This window comes from Oxalobacteraceae bacterium OTU3CAMAD1 (assembly GCA_024123915.1).
In the GTDB taxonomy this organism is placed as follows: Bacteria; Pseudomonadota; Gammaproteobacteria; order Burkholderiales; family Burkholderiaceae_D; genus Rugamonas.
This window is the reverse complement of the sequence record CP099650.1, coordinates 3,440,386-3,465,050: the sequence shown is the minus strand read 5'-3', so window position 1 is coordinate 3,465,050 and position 24,665 is coordinate 3,440,386. Positions and strand designations below refer to the sequence as shown.

Below are 24,665 nucleotides of genomic sequence, written 5' to 3'. Positions count from 1 at the left end.
TCTGACGTGTTCCACGTAGGGCGGATTAGCGCAGCGTAATCGGCCAAGCTCCGTCGCAATTGCTAAAAAACGCCTCCTACACCGCCAAATGACGTTTGACGTCCGGATCGCCCATCGTCGCCTGCGCGCCCGATGCCACCACCTCGCCGCGCGACAGCACCATGAACTGGTCCGCCAGCTCGTGCGCGAAATCGAAATACTGCTCGCACAGCAGAATCGCCATATCGCCGCGCTGGCGCAGCAACCGGATAACGTTGCCGATGTCCTTGATGATCGACGGCTGGATACCCTCTGTCGGTTCATCCAGGATGATCAACTTCGGCTCCGCCAACAACGCCCGCGCGATCGCCAGTTGCTGCTGCTGGCCGCCGGACAAGTCGCCGCCGCGCCGGTGCAGCATGTCCTTCAGAACCGGAAACAGCTCATACACCTCGCCCTTGATGATGCCGGCCTTCTTGCCGCTATGCGTGGCAAGCCCCATCAGCAAATTCTCCTCCACCGTCAAGCGCGCAAAGATCTCCCGCCCCTGCGGCACATAGGCGATGCCCGCCCTTGCCCGCTGGTGCGGCGCCATGCGCGTGATGTCGCGCCCTTCCAGCTTCACACTGCCCGCCGACACCGGCAACACGCCCATCAAACACTTCAACAGCGTGGTCTTGCCCACGCCGTTGCGGCCCAACAGCGCCATGCACTTGCCGCGCTCCAGCTCCAGCGACACGCCCCGCAAGGTGTGCGAAGAACCGTAGTACTGATTGATTTTTTCAACTTGCAGCATATTCTTAGCGTCCCAGATAGACTTCGATCACCCGCTCGTCGGACTGCACCTGGGCCATGGTCCCCTGCGCCAGCACCGAGCCCTCGTGCAGCACCGTCACCACGCCCTGCTGCGCGATCTCCGTCACGAACGCCATGTCATGCTCGACCACCATGATCGAGTGCTTGCCGCGCAATTCATTCAGCAGTTCGGCCGTGCGTGCCGTCTCGGCGTCGGACATGCCGGCGACCGGCTCGTCGAGCAAAATCAGCTGCGGCTCCTGCATCAGCAGCATGCCGATCTCCAGCCACTGCTTCTGGCCGTGCGACAGCAGGCCGGCAAGCCGCGCCTCGCTGCCGTTCAGGCGTATCAGCTTGAGGATCTCGTCGATCTTGCCGCGCTGCTCGGAGTTCAGCCGCGCGAACAACGTGGGCCGCACGCGCTTGTCGGTCTTCATCGCCAGTTCCAGGTTCTCGAACACCGTGTGCTGCTCGAAGATGGTCGGGCGCTGGAACTTGCGGCCGATGCCGGCGTGGGCGATCTGGTACTCGGTCATGCGGCTCAAATCCATCGTCTGGCCGAACCAGGCGGTCCCGGACGTGGGCCGCGTCTTGCCGGTGATGACGTCCATCATCGTCGTCTTGCCGGCGCCATTGGGCCCGATGATGCAACGCAGCTCGCCGACCGAAATGTCCAGGCTCAGTTTATTGAGCGCCCGGAAGCCGTCGAACGACACCGTGATCTCCTCCAGGTACAGGATCGCGCCGTGCGTCGTATCCAGTCCGTGGCCTGCAACGCGGTCATAGCTCTCGTTTCCGCTCATGCCGCCTCCTCTTTGGCCTTGCCCGAACCGTTACCCCAACGCGCCGCCAGACCGGCGATGCCCTGCGGCAGATAGCGCGTCACTAAAATAAATATCAATCCCAGCGCGAACAGCCACAGGTCCGGGAAGGCGCCGGTGAACCAGCTTTTCAATCCATTGACCGAGAACGCGCCGATGATAGGACCGATCAAGGTGCCCCGCCCGCCGACGGCGGCCCAGATCACCATCTCGATCGAATTCGCCGGCGACATCTCGGACGGATTGATGATGCCCACCTGCGGCACATACAAGGCGCCGGCGATCCCGCACAGCACCGCCGACAGCGTCCACACGAACAGCTTGAACCACAGCGGGTTATACCCGATGAACATCAGCCGCGATTCCGAATCGCGCACCGCCTGCAGCACCCTTCCCAACTTCGATTGCACGATCGCGCGGCACAGCAGCAGCGAGCCGGCCAGCGCCGCCAGGGTCACCAGGTACAAGGTCGCCTTGGTGCCCGGCGCGCTGATCGAATACCCGAGAATGCGCTTGAAGTCCGTAAAGCCGTTGTTACCGCCAAAGCCGGTGTCGTTACGGAAGAACAGCAGCATGAAGGCGTACGTCATCGCTTGTGTGATGATCGAGAAGTACACGCCCTTGATGCGCGAGCGGAAGGCGAAGAAGCCGAAAACGAAGGCCAGCACGCCGGGCACCAGCACCACCAGCGCCAGGCAGTACCAGAAGCTGTCGGTCGCGGTCCAGTACCACGGATAGGTTTTCCAATCCAGGAAGACCATGAAGTCAGGCAGATCGCTCTGGTACACGCCGTCCCTGCCGATGGCGCGCATCAGGTACATGCCGTGCGCATAGGCGCCCAGCGCGAAGAACACGCCGTGGCCGAGCGACAGGATGCCGGCGTAACCCCACACCATGTCGAGCGCCAGCGCGGCCAGCGCGTAGCACATGAACTTTCCGATCAGGCTGACCATGTAGCTTGGCACGTGCAGCGCGTGGCCGTCCGGGAAAACCAGGTTAAGCAAGGGCAGCGCCGCCAGCACCACGCAGGTCGCGACGATGACGCTCCATGCCCTGCGCGAAAATAAAGAGTTGTGGATCATTCGGCACTCCTGCCTTTCATGGCGAACAGACCCTGCGGCCGCTTCTGGATAAAGATGATGATGAAGATCAGGATGGCGATCTTGGCCAGCACCGCGCCGGCCACCGGCTCCAGGAACTTGTTGGCCTCACCCAGGCCGATCGCGGCGATGATGGTGCCGGCCAGCTGGCCGACGCCGCCCAGCACCACCACCATGAACGAATCGACGATGTAGCCCTGGCCCAGGTCCGGCCCCACGTTACCGAGCTGCGACAGCGCCACGCCACCCAGGCCGGCGATGCCGGAGCCCAGGCCGAAGGTCATCATGTCGATCTTGGCGGTCGAGACGCCGACGCAGCCGGCCATGCGGCGGTTCTGCATCACCGCGCGGACGAACAGGCCCAGTCGCGTTTTGTTCAGGATCAGCCACACGCCCGCCACCACGATCATGGCGAAGATGATGATGGCGATGCGGTTGTAGGCCAGCACCAGGTTGCCCAGCACCGTCACGCCGCCCGACATCCACGAGGGATTGGCCACTTCGACGTTTTGCGCGCCGAAGATGCTGCGCACGCCCTGCATCAAAATCAGGCTGATGCCCCAGGTGGCCAGCAGCGTTTCCAGCGGACGGCCATAGAGCCAGCGGATCACCGTGCGCTCCATCGCCACGCCCACCGCCGCCGTCACCAGGAAGGCGGCCGGCAACGCGGCGATCAAATAGGCGTCCACCGCCGAGGGAAAGTACTGGCGGAAGGCCGTCTGGCACAGATAGGTGGTGTAGGCGCCGATCATCAGCAGCTCGCCGTGCGCCATATTGATGATGCCCATCAGGCCGAAGGTGATGGCCAGGCCCAAAGCCGTCAGCAACAGCACACTGCCGAGCGAGAGGCCGTAGAAGACGTTGCCGATAAATTCTGTGCGCGCCAGGCGGCTGTCGATGGCGGCCAACGTGCGCGCGGCGGCCACGCGGACGCCTTCATCCGGCTCGGCCGGCGTGCCGTCCGCATTCTTGGTCAGCATGGTTTGCAAGGTCGGGCGCAGGTTGGCGTTGCTGCTGTCGGCTAGCGCCTCCACCGCCGCTTTGCGCTTGGCGGCGTCCGGCGATTGCAGGTTGGCGGTCGCCGAGACCAGTTGTAGCAAGGGGCGGATCTCGGCGTCGGTTTCCTTGGCGAGCGCCTTGTCGATCAGCGGCGCCTGCGCCAGGGTCACGCTTTTTTGCAGCTCGGTGACGGCCGCCAGGCGTTCGGCGCGGTCGGCGGACAGGAGTTTGAGCGCCGACAGCGCGTCGTCGATGGCGCCGCGCAGACGGTTGTTGATCATCAGGCCATCGATCCCCTCGGGCAGCGGCCCGGTGGCGCCGGTGGCGGGGTTGTAGGCCTTGTCGTCGGTGACGATCAAGACCTGGCCTTCTTGTGTCGCGTAGGCGTCGCCGTTTTTCATCGCCATCAGCAGGCGGGTGGCGTCGTCATTGGCCAGGGCGCCGATCCGGCCGACCGCCACGATGCGGGCGTCGGCGTCGTCGCCCGTCAATGGCGCCAGCAAGGCGCTGTCGATGGCCGCCTGTGCCGCCCCGGTGAGCAGCAGTGCGGCGATAAGCAGGAGTTTTTTCAAGATGCGTCTTCCTCAAATGAAGCCGGCCGGCCGCCGGACGGCGGCCGGCTCCCGATTACAGCTTTTGCTTGCCTTCGTTACCCTGAATGTACGGGCTCCAAGGCTGCGCGCGCACCGGACCAGGCGTTTTCCACACGACGTTGAACTGGCCGTCGGCACGGATCTCGCCGATGAACACCGGCTTGTGCAGGTGATGATTGGTCGCGTCCATCGTCAAGGTGAAGCCCGACGGCGCCTTGAAGGTCTGGCCGCCCATCGCCGCGATCACTTTGTCGGTGTCGGTCGACTTGGCCTTCTCCACCGCCTGCGCCCACATGTGGATGCCGACATAGGTCGCTTCCATCGGATCGTTGGTCACCACCGTTTTCGCGTTCGGCAGCTTCTTGGCGACGGCGTAAGCCTTCCACTTCTTGATGAAGTCCGTGTTGACCGGATTTTTCACCGATTCGAAGTAGTTCCATGCCGCCAGGTGGCCCAGCAGCGGCTTGGTGTCGACGCCGCGCAGTTCCTCCTCGCCCACCGAGAACGCCACCACCGGCACATCGGTCGCCTTCAGGCCGGCGTTGCCCAGCTCTTTATAGAACGGCACGTTGGAGTCGCCGTTGATGGTCGAGATCACGGCCGTCTTGCCGCCCGCCGAGAACTTCTTGATGTTGGCGACGATGGTCTGGTAGTCGGAGTGGCCGAACGGGGTGTACACCTCGTCGATATCGCTATCCTTCACGCCTTTGCTCTTCAGGAAAGCGCGCAGGATCTTGTTGGTGGTGCGTGGATAGACGTAGTCGGTCCCCAGCAGCACGAAGCGCTTGGCGCCGCCGCCGTCCTTGCTCATCAAATATTCAACGGCGGGAATCGCCTGCTGGTTCGGCGCCGCGCCGGTGTAGAACACGTTCTTTTCCAGTTCCTCGCCCTCGTACTGCACCGGGTAGAACAACAGGCTATTCAGTTCCTTGAACACCGGCAGCACCGACTTGCGCGACACCGAGGTCCAGCAACCGAAGACGGCGGCCACCTTGTTCTGGGCGATCAGGCCACGCGCCTTTTCGGCGAACAGCGGCCAGTTGGAGGCCGGATCGACGACCACCGCCTCCAGCTTCTTGCCCATCACGCCGCCCTTGGCGTTGATCTCGTCGATGGTCATCAAGGCGACGTCCTTGAGCGACGTCTCCGAGATGGCCATGGTGCCGGACAGCGAGTGCAGGATGCCGACCTTGATGGTGTCGGCGGCATAGACATTGACACCGGCGGCCAGCAGGGACGTGGCGGCGGCGATGCGGCTGATGGTGCCGATGAAATTGCGACGATTTTGCATGTGATAACTCCGTGGGTGGCGAGATTAGTATTGCAGCTGCAAAGTGACCGAGAATTTGTCCTGGCTGGCCACGCTGGTGACCTTGGTCTTCGAATACACGGCGCTGATTTGCGCGTTGTAGCCGTCGATGATGTAGTTCACGCCGGCGTCGATTTGCTTGGTGTCGATGTTGGTGTCGGCGGCGAATTTCTGCCAGCGCGCGAACGGCTGGACCTTGCCCCAGCCGAGCTTCTGGTCGAAGATATAGGACACGCCCGCCGAGTAGGCGTTGCCCTGCTCCGCCAGGATGATGTTGTCGGTGTCGTAGTCGTAGTAGGCCGCTTCCACCGCCACCGCGCCGGAGCCCTTGATGCGCTTCTCCATCAGGAAGTCGACGTTGTAGGAGCTGTATTTTCCGGTTTTGACGGCGGTCAGGATGCCGTCCTTCTGGTAGCGCCCCGCCACGCCGATCGACAGGATGTCGGCGTTGCCGAGGAAGTTGCCGGTGCCGTAGTAGCCCGGTTCCGCGTCCCAGAAGTCGTACTGCAGGCGGCCCGCGTACATCAGCGAATCGTCGGCGTTGACGCCGGCCGCCTTGGCCTGCGACTGCGTCAGCGAACCGATGCCGAAAGTGTGGCCTTCGAAGGCGCCGAAGGAGTAACCGAGCTTGCCGTCGGCGACATTGCCCCAGACGACGACGCCGTCGTCGCGGCCGCGGAAGATGCCGCCGTTGTAGCCGTAGCGCGAAGCCACGCCGGCCCAGTAGCCGCCGCCCATCGAGTAGTAAGGGCCGGCCATGTTGGCGCGGTCGCTCGGCGACAGCAGGCGGCCGGCCCAGATATTGAATTCGGGGGAGATGGCGAACTGGCCGGCGGCGTCGAGCACGCGGATCTTGTCGCCGTCCCACTCGGTGTTGAACATGCCCTTGATGTTCTTGTTTAGCGAGGCGCCGAAGTACAGGCGGCCGCTATCGAGGTTGAAGTCCTGCGAGCGCCCGGTGCCGTTGGGCGCCGCGTCTTCCGCGCTGGTGAAGCTCTCGCGCAGGCCGAAGCCGACGCTGACCGACTTGTCGTCGCCCATGTTGATCGTCGCGCCGGCGCAGGCAGGTTTGACTGCACCCGCCGCCACCGCCGCCACCGCCGCCGCCAGCAGCACTTGCCGGCTTCCCCGTTTCAGACGCATCGTGTTTCCCCTTGGTTGGACTATTGTTGAACTAATGTTGCAACTTTAGCCAGCGATGGTGACTCGGGGAATACGTCGAATGACGTAGTGGTAAAGGTGGGACATGCGCACGCAAATCGCAGGAATGGCGAATTGGTGCACAATGGCGCTTTCAGATTTTAAGAGAGTTCCGATCATGACCATCTTTGCCGCCCCCGTATTCGACGCCACCGTGATTTACGAGGGCAACGAACTGTTCAAAGGCCAGGGCGCGGCGCGCGGCTGGGCCGAGAAACTGGCCAAGGAACTTGAATGCGAAATCGGCGTCGAAAAGATCGGCACCGGCTGGGTTTTGTGCGGCACCGTCGACGGCACGCCATGCAAATGGAGCATCGTCGGCCAGCGCCTCAAGCGCATGGATTAAGCGTGCGTTATCGCACATCGTTGCCCTGTTTCAAAAGGTAGGATCGTTGCTACCCTGCGTAAAAGAGGACAGCAATGAAGCGCGATCACCCAGCGGCCGTCACCCCGGCCTCCACACCGGCCACGGCCGACGCCCTGGCGGCGGCCAAATCGGCCGGCCTGCGCTACGTGCACGACTACCAGCCCGGCATCGCGCGGCGCAAGCGCGGCAAAACCGTCTACTACGTCGACGCCGACGGCAACACGATCAAGGACACCGACACGCTCACCCGCATCAAATCGCTGGTGATACCGCCCGCCTGGACCGACGTCTGGATTTGCAAGCAGCCGCTGGGCCACCTGCAGGCGACGGGGCGCGACGCGCGCGGCCGCAAACAATACCGCTACCATCCACGCTGGCGTTCGCTGCGCGACGAATCGAAGTACGAGCGCATGCTCAAGTTCGGCAAGGCGCTGCCGGCCATCCGCAAGGCCGTCGACGCCGCGCTCAAGCTGCCCGGCCTGCCGCGCGAAAAGGTGCTTGCCACCATCGTCTACCTGCTCGAGGCGACGATGATGCGCATCGGGAACGAAGAATACGCGCGCGAGAACAAATCGTTCGGGCTGACCACCCTGCGCGACCGCCATGTGCGGCTGGACGGCACCAAGGTCGAGTTCCGCTTCCGCGGCAAGAGCGGCGTCAACCACACCGTCCAGGTGCAGGACCGGCGGCTGGCCAACACCATCCGCCGCACGCTGGACCTGCCGGGCCAGGAGCTGTTCCAGTACATCGACGACGACGGCAACCCGCACACGGTCGGCTCGGCGGACGTCAACGAATATCTGCAATCGATCGCCGGCGAGGACTACACCGCCAAGGACTTCCGCACCTGGTCGGGCACGGTGCTGGCGGCGGTCGCGCTGCTGGAATATGAAAAGTACGACTCCGAGGCGCAGGCCAAGAAGAACATCGTGCAGGCGATCGAATCGGTGGCCAAAAAACTGGGCAACACGCCGACCATTTGCCGCAAATGTTATGTGCATCCGGCGGTGATCGAGTCCTACCTGGACGGCACCATGCTGACGGCGCTGCGCCAGCGCGCCAAGGAGGAGTTGAAGGAAGACCTGCACGAGCTGCGGCCGGAGGAAGCGGCCGTGCTGGCGCTGTTGCAGCAGCGCTTACAGGCCGCTTGACGGTTTGGACGTCGCCGCAGTCAGGCGCCAACGGCCGGACAGGTAGTCGAGCGCGATCACACTGTCGCCGAACGGGCGCAGACCGAGCACGCCGATCACCTTGACGGGAAAGTGGAACTCCTGTTCCATGCAATAGGAGACGGTGGCCTGCAAACCCTGCGCGCCGCCGGCGTCGAATCCGCCGGCGAGCGGGGTCTCGTAACAAGGGAGCTGGCGCCCCCAGCTCTGCACGGACATGGTCTTGACCTTCGGCCCGTCGGCCAGCGGCAAGCCGCCGGAGAAGTCGGCCCATGCATCCGCGTTGATCGCCACCAGGCCAAAGCGCGCCGAACCGGTGTCCAGCATCGCGTAGCCGGTCTTGCCGCCGGGACGTTTCACTTCCACCAGCGGCGCGCCGCCGCCTTCCTCCCAACGTGTGTAGCGCATCGCTTGCGCGGCCGGCTCACCGGCCAACTTCGGCGCCGCATCGAACGCGAAGCGCGCGCCGCCCAAATCGAGGGTCAGCGTGCCGTGCTCGAAAAAGGCGTTGCCAACGGTGGCGATGGGGCCTACGGCGCAGATCTCGGCAGTCAGCGGCGTTAGATTGACCGGCTGCGCGGGTACGGACTTGCGGATGCCGGCGAGTTCGACCAGCGCCGTCTGGGGCGCCATGTGCGCAGGCTCGGTGGGAGGCGCCTGCCGGGACCAAATCAGCGCGTCCCTGGCGCCCGTATCGAGCTGCACCTGGCAATCGATTCCGTTGACTTTCACCGGCAGCAACATCGCCGCCCGCTCGACGGGACCGCCGCCGATGCTTGCCATGTACCAGCGGAACGGATGCCAATCGGCCGCGTGGGCCGCGCACGGCAGGGAACATGCGAGCAATGCTGCAGATATCAAACGCATAGAAGAATTGGTTATTAGCGGGAGGAAAATCTTAGCATATCGGCCACAGGTCAGGTGGCGCAATGTTCGCGTGGGACCCGCCTTCGGAGTAGAATCTAAGTCCCTTTATCGCGAGCCCGCCCATGCCCCCTGCCCTGCCATTTCCCATCCGCAAAGAGTGCCCGCCCGGCGCCTGCGAATGCCGGCATGGCGAACTGCTGGACGCGTGGGAGCGCGACGACCAAACCGACATCCGTGTTCTGCGGTTGACGCGCGAAGAGGAAAAAGCGCTGATCGCGCGCATCGAGGCGATCGACAGCTATGAGGCGCTGGGCCGTATCGAGCAGCGTATGCAGGAGTTGCTAGGCATCCGCCTGACGATCACGCCCAGTGCCAACGGCGTGCGCACCGTGATGGGTTTGCAGATCAGACTGGCGGATCAGCCCGGCCTGTGCCGGCGCACCCGCGAAAACATTCCCGCCGCGATACGCCGCTGCTTCGGCCAGCATCCCGAGATCATCTACGCGCTGCTGAACGCGCGCGACCTGCTGGGAGCCGAGCAGGACTGACCCCGTTCTCGCGGGCGTGGTTGGCGTGCTCAGACGGGAGGACGGCGAAGTTCCTTGTCGGCGTAAGGCGTATTCGCGACAGCTCGCCGGTTGAAATCGGGCGCACCGTCGGTCCACCATACGGGGCCGCGCTCACCCAGGGCGCGCTTGGCCTCATCGACGGCGGCGCGGGCGCGGTGCTCCGCTTCCGCGTCGCCGGACTTCTTCGCCGCGCCCACCTGCCTGCGCGCCTGCATCAGAACGTCGACCAGCCGCTGTCGTTCCTCCGGGTCGAGGTTGGGATTGCTCATGCGCCAGAGCCGGCCGTTGACGATGAAGTAGCGCCCGTCCTGCGTGCTGGGATATTTATTCGGAGAAGGCATGGAATGACTATACCCCGCGCCGATTCTGGCTTTCGTACGGCCGCTAACCCAGATCGATGGACAAGTTTTCACAGGGACCGAGCGTGTAGCCGAGCTTCCTGAAGAGCCGCTGTGCCCTGTCGTTCTCTTCCGCCACATCCGCCGTTAAACGTTGCAATCGCAAGACGTCTTTAGCGAACACGGTCAGAAGGCCAATTGCTTCCGCCATATAGCCGCGCCCCCAGAGCGTTGGCGTCAGCAGGCACCCTACCTCCGCCGTACCGAGCGCCCGATCGAAGCTGTGAAGGCCGCAAGTTCCGATCAGTTGGCCTTCGCGCGCGACGACCGCCCACTCCAGCGACTCCCCGTTGGCAAGCAGACGACGAACGCTTGCAAGCATGAGGGCGACCGTGTCCAAATCAGCAAAGGGTAGCTCATCCGTATATCGCATGACAAGCGGGTCGCCGTACAGACCGAGCAGCGCACCGGCATCGGCGTCCTCCATGGCGCGCAGGACCAACCTGTCGCTCCGCAAAGTCGGTAGCGCCGCTGGAAGGAAAAACCCCGGGGTCAAGTCTGGCATTCGGACAGGAGCTCAGCAATCCTGAGGTTCAGTTCGTGTCCGAATGTCGGACCTGACCCTCGGGGGTTGACGTTAATCGGTGTGAAACTCGGTGGCGGTGGCGAACAAATCCCAGGCCGCGATGAACAGCGCGGCAATCACCGGGCCGATGACGAAGCCGTTCAGCCCGAACAAGGCCATGCCGCCCACCGTCGACAGCAGCACCACGTAATCGGGCATCTTGGTGTCCTGGCCGACCAGCACAGGGCGCAGGAAGTTGTCGACCAGGCCGATGACGAACACGCCGAACGCGGCCAGGGTGGCCCCCTGCCACACCTCGCCCGTCGCCAGGAAATAGATCGCGACCGGCGCCCAGACGATGGCCGCGCCGATGGCCGGCAGCAGCGACAGGAAGGCCATCAGCACGCCCCACAGCACCGGCGCCCGCACGTCCAGGAACCAGAAAATCAGCCCGCCGAGCGCGCCTTGTGCGATGGCGACCAGGATGTTGCCCTTGACGGTGGCGCGGATCACGGTGGTGAAATTCAGGAACAGGCGCTGCTTGTACTTGGAGCTCAGCGGCACGGCTTCCTTGATGCGCTTGGACAGCTTGTCGCCGTCGCGCAGCAGGAAGAACAGCAGGTACAGCAAAATACACAGGCTGGTCAGGAAGTCGAAGGTGTACAGCCCGGCGTTGATGGCGCGCTTGGCCACTTCCTGGCTCACTTGCGACGCCGCTTCCGAGAGCTTGTCCTGCAAATACGTCAGGCTGGTCAGATGGAAGCGGTCGAGCAGCGAGACCAGCCAGTTCGGCAGCGCTGCCATGATCTTGTTGAAGTACATGGCCACCGTGATGTCGCCGGAGCGCACCAGCTCGACCACCGAGGCGGCCTGGTTGACGATCGATATCGACACCAGGGTTAGCGGCAAAATGACGATCACGACGATCAATAGCAAGGTCAATAGCGAGGCCAGGTTGGCCTTGTTCCTGGTTCGCTGCAACAACCAGCGGTAGATCGGCGCGAACAGGATCGCCAGCACCACGCCCCAGAAAATGGCGCCGCCATACGGCGCGAGTATCCACACGAAGGCGATGGTGACCAGGCCCAGCAGGGCCAGGAATACTTTTTGTTGGAACGAGAATTGGGGCATGGTTTATTGTTATTTGAGTGTGGTCAATCGTCGTCGTTGGGATCGAGGTCGGGGAACATCACCTCGGTGAAACCGAACTTGGAGAAATCGGTGATGCGCATAGGGTACAGCACGCCGAGCAGGTGGTCGACTTCATGCTGGACCACGCGCGCATGGAAGCCGTCCACGTCGCGCGAGATCGGCTGGTTGAACTGGTCGACGCCTTCGTAGCGCAGCTTGGTCCAACGCGGCACGCTGCCACGCAGGCCGGGTACGGAGAGGCAGCCTTCGAAGCCCTCTTCCTTTTCGTCCGACAGCGGCGTCAGGACGGGATTGATCAAGACCGTTTCCGGCACCTGCGGCGCGTCCGGATAACGCGGATTTTGCTTGAAGCCGTAGATCACCAACTGCAGGTTGACGCCGATCTGCGGCGCCGCCAGCCCGGCGCCATTGGCCGCGTGCATGGTGTCGAACATGTCGGCGATCAATTGGTCCATTGCCGGCGTGCCGAATTCGGTCACCGGTTCGGCCACGCGCAGCAGGCGCGGATCGCCCATCTTCAGGATTTCACGTACGGTCATCTCGCCACCTTCTCCAGTTATTTCGCCAGCAGTTCCTGCAGGCCCGCCTCGTCGAGGATCGTCACTTCCAGCTCCTGCGCCTTGGCCAGCTTGCTGCCGGCATCGGCGCCCGCCACCAGATAGTGCGTCTTCTTCGACACCGAACCGGAGACCTTGCCGCCCTGCGCTTCGATCATCGCGGCCGCCTCGTCGCGGCTCAGGTTCGGCAAGGTCCCGGTCAGCACGAAGGTCTTCCCGGTCAGCGGACCTTCGGCGGCTTCCTCCGGCAGTTGCGCCAGCAGGTCCTCGCGCAGCTGGTGCAACGCCGCGACCAGTTCGCGGTTGCCCGGTTCGGCCATCCACGCGGTCAGCGCTTCGCCGACGGCCGCCGGCAAGCCGAACACGGTGAAGATCGGCAGGTTGGACATCGCCTTCAAGTTCATACCCTGGTCGACCAATTGCTTGCTGCGCGGTTCGGTCAGTTTCGGGATCCCCAGCGCGGCCATCAGCTTGACGGTGTCGAGCTTCTCGCGCAGCTTGGCGCTCGGCGGATGCTCGCCTTTCGGCGTGACGCCGGCGGCCAGCAAGGCGTCGATGGCCTCCTGGTTTTTCGGCTCGGCGAAAAATTCGGCGATCGACAGCGCCACCGTGCCGCCGATATCGGGCAGCACACGCAGCAGCGCCGCCGGCACGCGGCGTATCAGGTCGAAGCGCCCCAGCCACTCAGCCAAGGTCTTGGCGGTCGATTCGCCGACGTGGCGGATGCCGAGCGCGAATAGCAAACGTTCCAGCGGCGGATTTTTGCTGGCGGCGATGGCCTCCAGCAGATTGTCGGCCCACTTGGTGGCGATCTTACCCTTGGCGACAGTATCCGGCGTCGTGCCATCGCGCTCGTCGGCCAGGCGCTTCATCTCCAGCAGGTCGTCCAGCTTGAGCGAGTAGAGGTCGGCCACGCGCTGCACCTTGCCCCATTCGACCAGGCTGTCGATATAGCGGTCACCCAGGCCTTCGATGTCCATCATCTTGCGGCCGGCGAAGTGGCGGATCGCTTCCTTGCGCTGCGCGGAGCAGAACAAACCGCCGGAGCAGCGGGCGATCGCCTCGCCCTCTTCCCGCACCACATGCGAGCCGCACACCGGGCAGATTTTTGGCAGCTCGTACATCGCCGGTTCCGGCGTGGGACGGCGCTCCAGCACCACGGCCAGCACCTCCGGGATCACGTCGCCTGCGCGGCGCACGATCACCGTGTCGCCGACGCGCACGTCCTTGCGGCGCACTTCATCTTCGTTATGCAGCGTTGCGTTGGTGACGTTGACGCCACCGACGAACACGGACGCCAGCCGCGCCACCGGCGTGATGGCGCCGGTGCGGCCGACCTGCACTTCGATCGCCTGCACGGTGGTCAGCGCCTCCTCGGCGGGGAATTTGTGCGCGAGGGCGAAACGCGGCGCGCGCGACACGAAGCCCAGGGTACGCTGGTCCTGCGCCAAGTTGGTTTTGTAGACCACGCCGTCGATTTCGTACGGCATAGTCGGACGGGCTTCGCCGATCTGTTTGTAGTACGCCATCAGGCCTTCGTAGCCGCGCACCACTTTGCCTTCCTTGGCGACGGGCAGGCCGAGCGTGCGGTACCAGTCCAGCAGGGCGGAATGCGACGGCGGCATATCGGCGCCCTCCAACAGGCCGATGCCGTAGCAGAAGAAACTGAGTTTGCGCGCGGAGGTGATGCGCGAATCGAGCTGGCGCAGACTGCCCGCCGCCGCGTTGCGCGGGTTAACGAACTCCTTCTGCCCCGCTTCGCGCTGGCGCGCGTTCATGGCGTCGAAATCGGCTTTGAACATCAGCACCTCGCCGCGCACATCGAGGACGGCGGGTGGATTGGACGTTTTGAGGCGCAACGGAATGGTGCGGATGGTGCGGATATTGGCAGTCACGTCCTCGCCGGTGTAGCCGTCGCCGCGTGTGGCAGCTTGCACCAGCACGCCGTTTTCGTAGCGCAGGTTGATGGCCAGGCCGTCGTATTTGACTTCGGCCGCGTATTCCACGGCGCCGGCGGCATCCAGGCCTTCGCGCACCCGACGGTCGAAGTTTTCGACATCCTCGTCGGCGAAGCCGTTATTCAGCGACAGCATCGGCACCGAATGGGTGACCTGGTCGAACTGCGGCAGCGGCGCCGCGCCCACGCGCTTGGTCGGTGAGTCAGCCAGCGCCAGCTCCGGATGCTCCAGCTCCAGCGCCTGCAGCTCCATGAACAACTTGTCGTACTCCGCGTCCGGGATGGTGGGCGCGTCCTCCACATGATAGGCGTGCAGGTGCCGGTTCAGCTCAGCGCTCAGCGATTCGATACGCGCCTTGTAATCCACTTCAGTCATTGCTACTTCCAGAATCAGCTAAACAAACGCAGTGCGCGGGTGGAACCGGCCGGGATATCGGCCTCGTTCATCTCGGTGTAGAAGTCCTGTACCTGCGTGGCGATCTCGCCCAGCGCGGCATCCGTCAGCGGCTGGTTGTAGTCGTCGACGATGGTGCCGTCCAGACGCCCCACCAGCGACTTGGCGCAGGCCACCATGGCGCCGAAACCGTCGCGCGCCGGCGCCACGCATGGCACGTCCAGCAGCAAGGTCAGACGCGAGGTGGTTTCCTCGGCCAACGTGACGTTGGTCGACAGCGAGAACAGGAAGCCGCCGTCGCCGTCCGGCATGACGAAGCGGCCGTCCGGACGCACGTCGAAGCCCTGCTTTTCCAGCGCGCCGATCAGGGTCGAAATCGCCCACGGCGCGCCGTTCGATTGCAGGTTGACGCCCAGTTGCGCGTCGTGGCCGGCGACGAAGCGGTGCAGATTGCGCGCCTCGGCCATCACTTCGATCATGTCCGGGATTTCCGGCTCGGCGCCGATTTCGTCGGCCATGGCGCGCAGGCGCGTGACCAGTTCCGAGTATTCCAGTTCGTTCAAGGCGGTGCTGCGGCTGGCCAGTTGCACGCCGCCCTGCAGCTTGGTGTATACGCCGCCGTGGACGATGGGTTCCCAGTCGCCGCTGACGGCCAGGCCGATGTAGTGCACCGGCTTGTTGCCGACCATGCGCAGGGTTTGCAGCACCGGCAGCAGCTTGTCGCCGCGCGCCGCGCCTTCCAGCGCCAGCGGCAGCAGGCAGTCGATCAACGGGTCGACCAGGGCCGTGGCCTGTTCGGCGGCGGCAGCCGATGCCGCGTTGGCGCGCGCGATCAGCGCCGCCTCGGCGGCTTCCGTCGACGAGGACGGATCGATCGGGTCGGTACTGAAATCCCCGCCGACGGCGCCCAGCGAAGCGGCGACGGCCGCCTCGGAGCCCGCCGCAACGCCCGGCACCGGCGTGTCGCCGTCGAGCGAGAAGCTCGGTTCCTGGCGCGGGCCGCCGACCGGGTCGACGCGCGGTTCCAGACGCGGCTCGGGACGCGCCGCAGCCGGCGAAGGCGTCTCGCCGGTGCGCATCAGCACATCGTCGTGATCGGTCGCGAAGGCGCGTTCGACGCTCTTCTTGGCCTTGTATTCCTGGATTTTGTTGTAGGTGAATACACCGGCGACGAATACGCCGGCGATCCCGATCAAACTCATTTGAAGGTCTGTCATGCTGCTTGTGCCTCTGAAGCGAAATTGGCGGCGGATTGCATATCCACCGCCACGATGCGCGATACGCCCTGCTCCTGCATCGTCACACCGATTAGTTGATTGGCCATCTCCATCGCAATCTTATTGTGCGAGATGAAGAGGAATTGGGTATGGTCGGACATCCGTTTGACCATCCGGCAGAATCGTTCGGTATTGGCGTCGTCCAGCGGTGCGTCGACTTCGTCGAGCAGGCAGAACGGCGCCGGGTTAAGTCGGAACATCGAGAACACCAGCGCCGTCGCCGTCAGCGCTTTTTCGCCGCCGGACAGCAGGTGGATGGTGGCGTTCTTTTTACCAGGCGGCTGCGCCATGACCTGCACGCCGGAGTCGAGGATTTCATCGCCGGTCATGATCAACTTGGCCTGGCCGCCGCCGAACAAGATCGGGAACAGCTCGGAGAAGTGACCGTTGACGCGGTCGAAGGTGTCCTGCAGCAGATCGCGCGTTTCCTTGTCGATCCGCGCGATGGCGTCTTCCAGCGTGTTGATCGCCTCGTTCAAGTCGGCGTTCTGCGAATCGAGGAAGTTCTTGCGCTCGGACGCCGTCGCCAGCTCGTCCAGCGCCGCCAGATTGACGGCGCCCAGCATCGAGATGGCGTTGGTCAGGCGCGTGACCTCGCCCTGCAGATACGACGCCTTCATATCCGGGTGCAGCTTCTCGGCCAGCGCCGCCTCGTCGGCCTGCACCTCCGCCAGCTGCGCGGCGAACTGCTCCTGGTTCAGGCGCGCGGCCTGCTCCTTGAGCTGCATTTCCATGATCTTGTCGCGTTGCGGTTGCAGCGCGCGTTCGGTCGACATGCGCCCTTCCTCGAACTGGCGCAGTTGCTGCGTGATCTGGTCCAGTTCATGGCGCGCGTCGGACAGCGCCTTCTCCTGGCCCGTGCGGCGGTCCAGCAGGTCCTGCAGGCCGTCGTTGGCGGAGCCGGATTCCATCGTCGCCAGTTCGTGCTGGCCCGCTTCCAGGCTTTGCGTCACCTGCGCCACCTGCGCGGTCGCGGTGGCGATCGAGCGGCGCAATTCCTCGATCTTGCTGCGCTGGGATTTTTCGGCGAACTGCGCCTCCTGCGCGGCGCGCTCCAGATCGCGCAGCGCTTCGCGGGCGTCGGCCAGGCGCTGCTCCTTTTCCAGGAAGACGGTCTGGCCGTCCTCGTGGTCGCCCTGCAGGTTGCCGAGCTCCATATCGAGCTGCTCGAACTTCTCCTCGGACTCCATCTTGATCTGGGTCTGCTCTTCTTCCTGCGCGGCGATTTCGGCCAGGTCGGTTTCGATCTGGTTGCTGCGCTGGTTGAAGCGCGCCTCGATCTCCGACAACTTGACGACGTCGAGCTGCAAGGTGTGCACCGACTGCTGCAGGCTTTGCAGCTTGGCGCGGTACTCGGTCACGCGGCGCGTGTGTTCGGACAGGGCCGCCTCGGCGCGCACCGAACGGGCGCGCGCCTCGTCGGCCAGCATCTGCTGCGCGCGCAATTGCTTGGTGATGTTCTCGATTTCCTGCTGCCGTCCCAGCATGCCGTCCTGCTCCGAGTCGGCCGCGTAGAACCGCACGCTGTTCTGCGTGACGACGTGGCCCTGGCGCGTGACGAAGTAGCCGCCGGCCGGCAGCTTGGCGCGTTCGGCGAAGGCTTCGGCCGCGTCCTCTGCGTGGTAGGCGTTGTGCAGCCAGTCCTGCAGCAAACCGCGCAGCGACGGGTCGTTGAGCTTGAGCAGATTCAGGAAAGGCTTCAGGCCCGGCGCCTCCACCGGCGCCGGCGGCACCGCCGTCGATGGCGCGAACAGCGCAAGCTTGGCCGGCGGCGCGTCGCCGAAGAAGGCCTTGGCCCATTCGATGTTCGACATTTGCAGCGCCGAGGTGCGCTCGCGCAGCACCGATTCCAGCGCGGTCTCCCAACCGGATTCGATATTCAGTTTTTGCCACAGGCGCGGCAGGGAATCGAGCTCGTGCTTTTGCAGCCACGGCGTCACCTTGCCCTGGGTCTGCACGCGTTCCTGCAACTGGCGCAGCGCGTTCAGGCGCGCTTCCAGCTGCGCGTTGGCGGCGGTTTCGCTGTTGACCTGCTGCTGCGCTGCCTGGCGTTCCTCTTCAAGGCGCGGCTGCTGCTCCAGCGCCTCTTCCAGCAGGAAGCTCTGTTCTTCCAGCGCCTGCTGCTTCTCCTCCAGCTGCATGCGCATATTGGTCAGGTGCGCGCTGTCCGGCAAACTCAGGCCGCTTTTTTCCTGCTGCAGGCGCTCGCGCCGCACGGCCAGGCCGTTGAGGATGTTATTGGCGTTGCGCTGGTGCGCCGACTCCAGCTCCAGCTGCTGCTGCGCCTGCATGATGCGGGCGCGCGATTCGGTGCTCTTGGTCTGCGCCTCGCGCCAGGCCTGTTCCAGCATCGGCAGCGACTCGCCTTTTTGCTCGGCCATCATCTGCGATTGTTCGACCTTGGCCGACAGCTCTTCGAGCGTGAATTCGGCTTCCTCGATCTGGCCGCCGTATTCGGTGGCCTGGTTCTGCCACTGGTCGCGCTGCGCGGTCAGCGCCGCCAGCTGCGATTGCAGGCGGCCGCGCGACTCGATGACGAACTTGATCTGCGCTTCCAGGCTGCCGATTTCGGCGTTGGTCTGATACAGGCTGCCCTGCGCCGTGTGCAAACGGTCGCCGGCGGCGAAGTGCGCCTGGCGCATGTGCTCCAGGGTCGCCTCGACGTTGCGCAGCTTCGCGGTCTGCTCTTCCAGATCGTTCTGCGCCAGCTCCACCTCGCGGAAGTACTTTTTCTGCTCGTTTTCCGCTTCGATCTTGCGCAGCAGCCAAAGCAGCTTTTGCTTCTCTTCCTGGTCCGACTGCAGCTGGTGGAACTTGGTCGCGACGGCGGCCTGGCCTTCCAGCTTTTCCAGGTTCGAATTCAGTTCGCGCAGGATGTCGTCGACGCGCAGCAGGTTTTCGCGGGTGTCGTGCAGACGGTTTTCGGTTTCCCGGCGGCGTTCCTTGTACTTGGAGACGCCGGCCGCCTCCTCGAGGAACACGCGCAATTCCTCGGGGCGCGATTCGATGATACGGCTGATCATGCCCTGGCCGATGATGGCGTAGGCGCGCGGACCGAGGCCGGTGCCGAGGAAGATGTCCTGGATGTCGCGCCGGCGCACCGGCTGGCCATTGATGTAATAGGTCGAGGTGCCGTCGCGCGTCAGGGTGCGCTTGACGGCGATCTCCGCGTACTGGCCCCACTGGCCGGCGGCCTTGCCGTCGTTGTTGTCGAAGACCAGTTCGACGGAAGCGCGCCCGGCCGGCTTGCGGTGGGTCGATCCGTTAAAAATGACGTCCTGCATCGATTCGCCGCGCAGCTCCGAGGCCTTAGATTCTCCCAGCACCCAGCGCACGGCATCGATGATATTCGACTTGCCGCAACCATTCGGTCCCACCACGCCAACCAGCTGGCCCGGCACCTGGAAATTGGTGGGATCAACGAAAGACTTGAATCCCGACAATTTAATGGAAGATAGACGCACGTGATTATCTGGGCTATGGGCTGTAAAAGATCACAATAATACCATTTAGCGCATTAAATAAGGTTATAACACGGTCAAAACCCCGGCCGGAGCCGGGCCCGCGTTACAGCTTTACTCGTGCCCGCGATGCTTGGACTCCGCCCACATGGCGCGGGTGTAGGGCTGGTCGCGGCCGGAGAGGTACAACGCGGCCTGGGTGATCCATTGCTCCGCCGGCACCGGTTCGACGCGCGGCGCGATCAGCAGGATCGGCAAGCACAGCACGACCAGCATGCGGCTGAGCGCCCAATGGTGCTCGGTGCTGGCGAAGCGGATGAAAGCGGCGGCGATCGTCAGCCCCAGGATACAGCCGGTGACCGACTCGGAGACCGAATGCGCCATCACGGGCACGCGCGAAATGGCGATCAGGATGGCGAAGACGACGCCGGCGGCGGTAGCCGCGTGCCTGATGCCGCTGCTGGAACTGCGGAAAGCGAGGAAGGCGGCGACCGGATAGACGGCGGCGGCGCGCATCGCGTGGCCGCTAAAGCCTGCGAACTCGACCGACTCAACGCCGATACCCCAGCCCACGAACGCCATTTTGGTCACGACGACCAGGCTCATGCCGATGCCGAACAACAGCGCCCACATCCATGAAAGTCTCCAGGACTTGCCCGCGAGCAGCCAAACGCCGATCGCCACGCCTATTGGTCCCGTTACCGCCAAACTACCCGCTACGCTTAAAGCATGCCACCATATCATCCAATCACCGCCTTTCAATTTTTTTGCACTGCACCATCATTAAAGCACACCCGGCCGTTTTTGACTCATCAATTGCCGCGCACCAACTTCACTAAGGCAAAAGATAAGCTCGCAAGGACCGTGCCCGGCGCCAAAAAAGAGGTCCGCCAGCAGCCTCGGGCGACGCGTGGCATACTGTTGCTCATACTCACTGTTGTTTGATCGGATACGTTTTATGACACTCTCGACCTGGCTGCTGTTCCTCTCCGTTTCCCTGGCGGCGGCCTTCAGCCCTGGACCGGGCGTTCTGATGGCCATCTCGACGGCCGCCACGCAAGGCGCGCGGCGGGCATTGTATAGTTCCCTGGGCAATGCGCTGGGTGTGTTTATCGTTGCCACCACCGCCGTCGCCGGCCTCGGCCTGGTGCTCAAGACCTCGGCGCTGGCCTTTGGCGCGGTCAAGGTGGCCGGCGCCGCCTATCTGATCTATCTCGGCGTGAAAACCTGGCGCCAGGCGTCGAAGGCGCCGGCCCAGGCCGATGACGTCGCGCAGCCGGTCCAGGCCGCGCAGGCCAGCCGTTGGAGCACGTTCCGCTCCGGCCTGCTGGTGGCGATCAGCAACCCCAAGGCAATCCTGTTCTTCACCGCCGTGTTCCCGCAATTCATGCCGCCGGACCACATCGACCCGATGCGCTTCCTGCTGCTGACGTCGACCTTCACCGCTTGCAGCCTGCTGTCGCACTTCTTCTACGTGGTGTGCGCGTCGTGGATGAAGCGCCGGGTACGCCAGAGCGCGGCCCGCTCGCGCTTTACCAAGCGCACCACCGGCGCCTTGTTCATCGGCATGGGCGGCGCGCTGCTGACCGTGAAGTAATCGGAGGCGGCCGGACGCGCCTCAGCCGAAGGCGGACGCCGGCAGGGCCGGACTGGCCGACGTGTCGTTGACGGCGCCGCGCGCCAGCGCTTCGGACAGCGCGAGGGCCACCACGCCGTCGTTGCGCACCACCCGCGCGCTGTCTTCCCGGAATTGCCGCGCCAACTGCTCGCCCGACACCGAAAAAGCCTCCTGCCGCGCGGCGGTGGAGAAGATATACAAGGTGCGAAGCGGACTGATCCACGCCAGCTTGACCTTGCGCCGGCCGCCGTCCGGCTGCGCGAACTCGAGCCACATGCCGCGCCTTAGCCCCTCGACCTCGATGGCGGCCTCCTCCTCGGCCGCTTCGAGCTCCGGCTGGCTGGCGCGCGCGTCGGCCTCGGCCTTGTCGGCCGCGTCGGCTTTCGCCTGCAATTCCAGACGCCGCTCGGCGGCCTGCTTCGCCACCTGCACCGATATTTCCAGCTGACGCTCCGGCGACAAGTCCAGCGGCGCGCGCACGATGGAGGCATGGCATTCGGCCAGTTCGGCGAAGAATTGCAGGCGGTCGGCGTCCTGCCACTTGATCACGTCGAGCCACTTGTTCAAGGTCGCCAGCATGCCTGGCAATTTGGAAATCAACAGCTTGCGGTCGTCGGCGTTCAGCTTGGGGCGCACGCTCCAGATCAGCTCGTCCATGGCCCTGGTGGCGTTGTTGACGGCGCCCGGCTTGCCGTCTTCGATGCTGTAGGCCACGGTCAGCACCGAGACCCAGCGCTGTTCGAGGAAGGCTTCCACCACCGCGATGACCTCGCCGGTGCCGATGCGCAAGGCCACGGCGTTTTTCGCCAGCTTGGCCGATTCCGCCATCTTTTCCTGCTTCAGCGCGGCGGCGATCGGTTCGGCGATGGTGGCCGCGGCGGCGCGCTCTTCGGCCTGGATCGACGCTTCCAGGTCGTTGACCGCCTGCGCGAACACCGACAGCTCCTGGTCGTAGTCGCGGCCGACGCGGTCGACGCTGCGCCGCATCGCCTTGAACAGCGGATCTTCCGGCCCCTTGCGTTGCTCCCAGCCCATGCGCGACAGCAAATCGATCATGCGGCGCGCCGGGTGCTCCTCCTGGAAGAAGAAGTTCTTGTCGACCAGCGCCGCCTTGAGCACGGGAATTTGCAGGAAACGGATCAGGTCACGTATTTCCTGCGAGATGTTCTGGTCGCTAAACACGGTGTCGAAGATCGCCGTCAGCAAATCGATGGTGCTTTCGTCGGCGCGCGTCAGGCTGCCTTGCGGCACGCTTTGTTTGATGTTGGGCAGGTAGAACACGTTGGCGGGGACGGCCGCGCCGCCGGGCGCCGGCCCGCCCCCGGATTCGCCCTTGGATGCGCCGGCCACCTCGTCGTTGCCGGCCGCGCCGGCAGCCGTGGCCTGCAACTGCGCCAGATAGGCGAACAGGGGTTGCTTGGCGCCGATCTGCGACTGCCGCTGCGCCTGCTCGTTGCTGACGCCCCGCGATTGGAAACCTTGCGCCGGTCCCTGCACCCATGCGCCGCCGGGTGGGGCGCCGGTGGCGAAGCCCTGCGCCGAACCCGTGGTGGCGCCGAAGCCGGCGGCGGCAAAGCCCGCGCCTGCGACGCCTGCCGCGCCAGCCGAGCCAGCCGCGCCGCCCATCGCCTGCGCCGGCACGCCCTGCCCGGCCGCGTTCGGCACCCAGACAGCGCCCGAATTCAGCGCCGACATCGGCAAATCCGGAATGCTCAGATCAATACCGCCGGCGCCGTGCAGCAGGCCGCCGGCGATGTTGTCGACGATCTGGCCGGCGGCCGATCCGGCGACGTCGCTGGAGGCGAAAAATTGCCGCAGTTGCTGCGCCAGCGCCGCCTGGGTGCCGCGTGCGCGCTCGCCCGCCGCCGCCCTGGCCGCGTCCGCCTTGCGCCCCTTGTAGCCATCCACCGAGCCCGGCAGCACGCCCTTGCTTTGCAACGCCAGGTTCAGCGCCTCCAGCATCGGCCCCAGCTCGATGAACATGCCTGGTTTGATGAGCGGTTGCAACAAGGACGCCGATTCGGGTTCGGGATCGAATTCCAGCCAGGCCCGCTGCAAGGCCACCAGGAACACCTCCGGGCGGAACGGGTTCTGGCTCACCCGCAAGATATCGCGGTCCAACAGGAACGCCAGCCGCACATTCAGCGTCTGCAACGCATCCGAATGCAGCGATTCGAACGGCTTGCTGACGCCGTCGAGCGCCACCTTGGTGTCCATTTCCTCGAACGGCACCAGCGACATCGGCTGGTCGGCGCCGCCCCGCTTGCCTTTGACGACCGGCGCCAACTCGGCGATCTCGTGCCGCAGCGCTTTTTCCACGGCCTCCGTTGCCAGATGCAGGAACGCGAAGTGGCGGTTGCGCAGCATATTGCCGGCACGCAGCCGTTGCTGGATGGCGCGTGTATCGCCGTCGGTGGCGTCGATCAGCGCGCCGGCCAGTTTGGTGGCCAGCTCCAGATATTGGTCGCCGGCATGCTTGACGGCGATACCGATCAAGTCCTCCAGCAAGCCATGCCGCGGCGAGACCGTCTTTTTGGGCGCAACGCTGGTGATTGGAGTGGTTGAAATGTTAGCCATCGTGTCGGCCTGCTGGTGAGCGATCCGTAGACCCCATTCTTACACATTATTTCCACATGGAAATACCAACAATGAAAGAATTCGTGATTTTTTTGCCCGTTTGCGGGACTTGTACCACTTTCCCCGTTCCAACAGGGGCTTTGACGAGGCGCAATGAACAAGCTTGGACTTTGCTTAACATCATTATCTGGTCCGCCCCGCGTTCCCGCCCCCGCCGCCGCTTCCCTCACCAAGGATATCCATGAAATTCCTGCATAACCTGGACACCTCCAGCAAATTGCTGGTCGCCTTTGCCACCGTGCTGATCCTGACCGTGCTGCTGGGCCTGAGTTCGCTCTCGCGCATGGGCGACATCAATCAGGCATCGACGCAGTTGTCGGGCACCTGGCTGCCCCAGACGATCGCCGCGTTGTCGCTGAAAAACGACCTGCAGGAATTACGCAAACTCGAGCACGTGGTTATCAGCGACAAGACCAGTATCGACGGTTCCGAGCAAAAACTAAGTCTCGCACTATCCGCGTTCCGTGACAATGCCGACAGGCTCGGCAGGACGGTCAACGATACAAACGCCAAGGCCGAGGCGACCGAATTACAACGAATGGCCGGGGCCTACCTCGCCGAACACGACAAAATGATGGCGCTGGCCAACGAAGGCAAGAAGGATGAGGCGGTTGGCGTCCTCAAAGGTTCCTCGCAGCCGACCCTCGATGCAGTCAACGGTCAGCTCGACAAAATACTATCCAGCAATATGTCGGGCAGCCAGCAGGCGGCGCGCGGCGCCGACCAGGTGTACACGATCGCGCGCGTCACCACGTTGGCCATGCTCGGCGCCGCGATCGGCTTCGGCGTGCTGCTGGCGCTGTGGCTGGCGCGTTCGATCTCGGCGCCGCTGCAGCAGGTGATGCTGGTGGCGCAGCGTATCGCCGATGGCGACCTGAGCACACGCATCGAGGTGCGCTCGAACAATGAAACCGGCAAGCTGCTGCAAGCGATGCAGCACA

At 64.2% G+C, this 24,665-nt stretch carries 20 protein-coding genes and 1 pseudogene; 5 read left to right on the top strand and 16 right to left on the bottom strand.

From position 1 onward, the window contains the following. Window positions 1–76: 76 nt before the first annotated feature. From urtE to NHH88_15045, 6 genes are read right to left on the bottom strand one after another with little or no spacing between them, the layout of a single operon-like run. Complete coding sequence (gene urtE / locus NHH88_15070) at window positions 77–775, bottom strand: urea ABC transporter ATP-binding subunit UrtE (GenBank protein ID USX17036.1); 699 nt, start codon at window positions 773–775, stop codon at window positions 77–79. A 4-nt stretch (window positions 776–779) separates the two neighbouring features. Beyond that, window positions 780–1,577, bottom strand: coding sequence for an urea ABC transporter ATP-binding protein UrtD (gene urtD, locus NHH88_15065; GenBank protein ID USX17035.1), 798 nt, complete (start codon window positions 1,575–1,577; stop codon window positions 780–782). Beyond that, complete coding sequence (gene urtC, locus NHH88_15060; protein USX17034.1) at window positions 1,574–2,677, bottom strand: urea ABC transporter permease subunit UrtC; 1,104 nt, start codon at window positions 2,675–2,677, stop codon at window positions 1,574–1,576. The genes urtD and urtC overlap by 4 nt, the downstream gene beginning before the upstream one ends. Continuing rightward, a complete protein-coding gene (gene urtB / locus NHH88_15055; GenBank protein USX17033.1) occupies window positions 2,674–4,266 on the bottom strand; it encodes an urea ABC transporter permease subunit UrtB in 1,593 nt (530 codons plus the stop codon). Before urtB ends, urtC begins: the two co-directional genes overlap by 4 nt. 55 nt (window positions 4,267–4,321) lie before the next feature. Further along, window positions 4,322–5,578, bottom strand: coding sequence for an urea ABC transporter substrate-binding protein (gene urtA / locus NHH88_15050; protein USX17032.1), 1,257 nt, complete (start codon window positions 5,576–5,578; stop codon window positions 4,322–4,324). Between the two features lie 24 nt (window positions 5,579–5,602). Then, on the bottom strand, window positions 5,603–6,739 hold the full coding sequence (locus NHH88_15045) for a porin (GenBank protein USX17031.1): 1,137 nt from the start codon (window positions 6,737–6,739) through the stop codon (window positions 5,603–5,605). Between the two features lie 175 nt (window positions 6,740–6,914). Here NHH88_15045 and NHH88_15040 point away from each other — a divergent pair, with 175 nt between their 5' ends. Both NHH88_15040 and NHH88_15035 read left to right on the top strand, forming a co-directional pair. Continuing rightward, window positions 6,915–7,142 carry a hypothetical protein gene (locus NHH88_15040; GenBank protein USX17030.1) on the top strand — a complete coding sequence of 76 codons (228 nt, stop codon included), beginning with the start codon at window positions 6,915–6,917 and terminating at the stop codon, window positions 7,140–7,142. 74 nt (window positions 7,143–7,216) lie between these two features. Continuing rightward, window positions 7,217–8,314, top strand: a complete 1,098-nt coding sequence (locus NHH88_15035) for a DNA topoisomerase IB (protein ID USX17029.1) — start codon at window positions 7,217–7,219, stop codon at window positions 8,312–8,314. On the opposite strand, the gene NHH88_15030 is transcribed toward NHH88_15035, so the two are convergent. Next, entirely contained in the window at window positions 8,300–9,178 is an 879-nt protein-coding gene (locus NHH88_15030) for a hypothetical protein (GenBank protein USX17028.1), read from the bottom strand. The genes NHH88_15035 and NHH88_15030 overlap by 15 nt on opposite strands. 143 nt (window positions 9,179–9,321) lie before the next feature. On the opposite strand from NHH88_15030, the gene NHH88_15025 reads away from it, so the two are divergent. Beyond that, window positions 9,322–9,747: a hypothetical protein gene (locus NHH88_15025; GenBank protein USX17027.1), complete on the top strand. Its 426-nt coding sequence runs from the start codon at window positions 9,322–9,324 to the stop codon at window positions 9,745–9,747. A 29-nt stretch (window positions 9,748–9,776) separates the two neighbouring features. Here the strand turns inward: NHH88_15025 and NHH88_15020 are convergent, their stop codons facing one another. The 8 genes from NHH88_15020 to NHH88_14985 form a co-directional block, all read right to left on the bottom strand. Continuing rightward, on the bottom strand, window positions 9,777–10,109 hold the full coding sequence (locus NHH88_15020; GenBank protein USX17026.1) for a hypothetical protein: 333 nt from the start codon (window positions 10,107–10,109) through the stop codon (window positions 9,777–9,779). A gap of 43 nt (window positions 10,110–10,152) precedes the next feature. Further along, on the bottom strand, window positions 10,153–10,608 hold the full coding sequence (locus NHH88_15015) for a GNAT family N-acetyltransferase (protein USX17025.1): 456 nt from the start codon (window positions 10,606–10,608) through the stop codon (window positions 10,153–10,155). Between the two features lie 135 nt (window positions 10,609–10,743). Then, the gene (locus NHH88_15010; GenBank protein USX17024.1) at window positions 10,744–11,802 is read right to left on the bottom strand and encodes an AI-2E family transporter; all 1,059 of its coding nucleotides are present in this window, start codon (window positions 11,800–11,802) and stop codon (window positions 10,744–10,746) included. Between the two features lie 23 nt (window positions 11,803–11,825). After that, window positions 11,826–12,362, bottom strand: a complete 537-nt coding sequence (gene def / locus NHH88_15005) for a peptide deformylase (protein ID USX17023.1) — start codon at window positions 12,360–12,362, stop codon at window positions 11,826–11,828. A gap of 17 nt (window positions 12,363–12,379) precedes the next feature. Next, complete coding sequence (gene ligA, locus NHH88_15000) at window positions 12,380–14,713, bottom strand: NAD-dependent DNA ligase LigA (protein ID USX17022.1); 2,334 nt, start codon at window positions 14,711–14,713, stop codon at window positions 12,380–12,382. Window positions 14,714–14,727: 14 nt separating this feature from the next. Then, window positions 14,728–15,948 (bottom strand): cell division protein, encoded by a 1,221-nt coding sequence (locus tag NHH88_14995; protein USX17021.1) that lies wholly within the window; start codon window positions 15,946–15,948, stop codon window positions 14,728–14,730. Further along, window positions 15,945–19,472, bottom strand: a complete 3,528-nt coding sequence (gene smc, locus NHH88_14990) for a chromosome segregation protein SMC (protein USX17020.1) — start codon at window positions 19,470–19,472, stop codon at window positions 15,945–15,947. The genes NHH88_14995 and smc overlap by 4 nt, the downstream gene beginning before the upstream one ends. A gap of 111 nt (window positions 19,473–19,583) precedes the next feature. Then, a complete protein-coding gene (locus NHH88_14985) occupies window positions 19,584–20,102 on the bottom strand; it encodes a phosphatase PAP2 family protein (protein ID USX17019.1) in 519 nt (172 codons plus the stop codon). A gap of 325 nt (window positions 20,103–20,427) precedes the next feature. Between NHH88_14985 and NHH88_14980 the strand changes: the two genes are divergently transcribed. Continuing rightward, complete coding sequence (locus NHH88_14980; GenBank protein ID USX17018.1) at window positions 20,428–21,066, top strand: LysE family translocator; 639 nt, start codon at window positions 20,428–20,430, stop codon at window positions 21,064–21,066. A 21-nt stretch (window positions 21,067–21,087) separates the two neighbouring features. Here NHH88_14980 and NHH88_14975 read toward each other — a convergent pair whose 3' ends face one another. Next, entirely contained in the window at window positions 21,088–23,664 is a 2,577-nt protein-coding gene (locus tag NHH88_14975; protein ID USX17017.1) for a DUF1631 domain-containing protein, read from the bottom strand. Between the two features lie 241 nt (window positions 23,665–23,905). Here NHH88_14975 and NHH88_14970 point away from each other — a divergent pair. Continuing rightward, a pseudogene (locus tag NHH88_14970) lies at window positions 23,906–24,607 on the top strand (MCP four helix bundle domain-containing protein). Window positions 24,608–24,665: the final 58 nt, after the last annotated feature.

Coding starts and splice junctions, on each gene's coding strand:
- urtE (USX17036.1), bottom strand. CDS start 775: ATGCTGCAAGTTGAAAAAATCAATCAGTACTACGGTTCTTCGCACACC.
- urtD (USX17035.1), bottom strand. CDS start 1,577: ATGAGCGGAAACGAGAGCTATGACCGCGTTGCAGGCCACGGACTGGAT.
- urtC (USX17034.1), bottom strand. CDS start 2,677: ATGATCCACAACTCTTTATTTTCGCGCAGGGCATGGAGCGTCATCGTC.
- urtA (USX17032.1), bottom strand. CDS start 5,578: ATGCAAAATCGTCGCAATTTCATCGGCACCATCAGCCGCATCGCCGCC.
- NHH88_15045 (USX17031.1), bottom strand. CDS start 6,739: ATGCGTCTGAAACGGGGAAGCCGGCAAGTGCTGCTGGCGGCGGCGGTG.
- NHH88_15040 (USX17030.1), top strand. CDS start 6,915: ATGACCATCTTTGCCGCCCCCGTATTCGACGCCACCGTGATTTACGAG.
- NHH88_15035 (USX17029.1), top strand. CDS start 7,217: ATGAAGCGCGATCACCCAGCGGCCGTCACCCCGGCCTCCACACCGGCC.
- NHH88_15025 (USX17027.1), top strand. CDS start 9,322: ATGCCCCCTGCCCTGCCATTTCCCATCCGCAAAGAGTGCCCGCCCGGC.
- NHH88_15020 (USX17026.1), bottom strand. CDS start 10,109: ATGCCTTCTCCGAATAAATATCCCAGCACGCAGGACGGGCGCTACTTC.
- NHH88_15010 (USX17024.1), bottom strand. CDS start 11,802: ATGCCCCAATTCTCGTTCCAACAAAAAGTATTCCTGGCCCTGCTGGGC.
- def (USX17023.1), bottom strand. CDS start 12,362: ATGACCGTACGTGAAATCCTGAAGATGGGCGATCCGCGCCTGCTGCGC.
- ligA (USX17022.1), bottom strand. CDS start 14,713: ATGACTGAAGTGGATTACAAGGCGCGTATCGAATCGCTGAGCGCTGAG.
- NHH88_14995 (USX17021.1), bottom strand. CDS start 15,948: ATGACAGACCTTCAAATGAGTTTGATCGGGATCGCCGGCGTATTCGTC.
- NHH88_14985 (USX17019.1), bottom strand. CDS start 20,102: ATGTGGGCGCTGTTGTTCGGCATCGGCATGAGCCTGGTCGTCGTGACC.
- NHH88_14980 (USX17018.1), top strand. CDS start 20,428: ATGACACTCTCGACCTGGCTGCTGTTCCTCTCCGTTTCCCTGGCGGCG.
- NHH88_14975 (USX17017.1), bottom strand. CDS start 23,664: ATGGCTAACATTTCAACCACTCCAATCACCAGCGTTGCGCCCAAAAAG.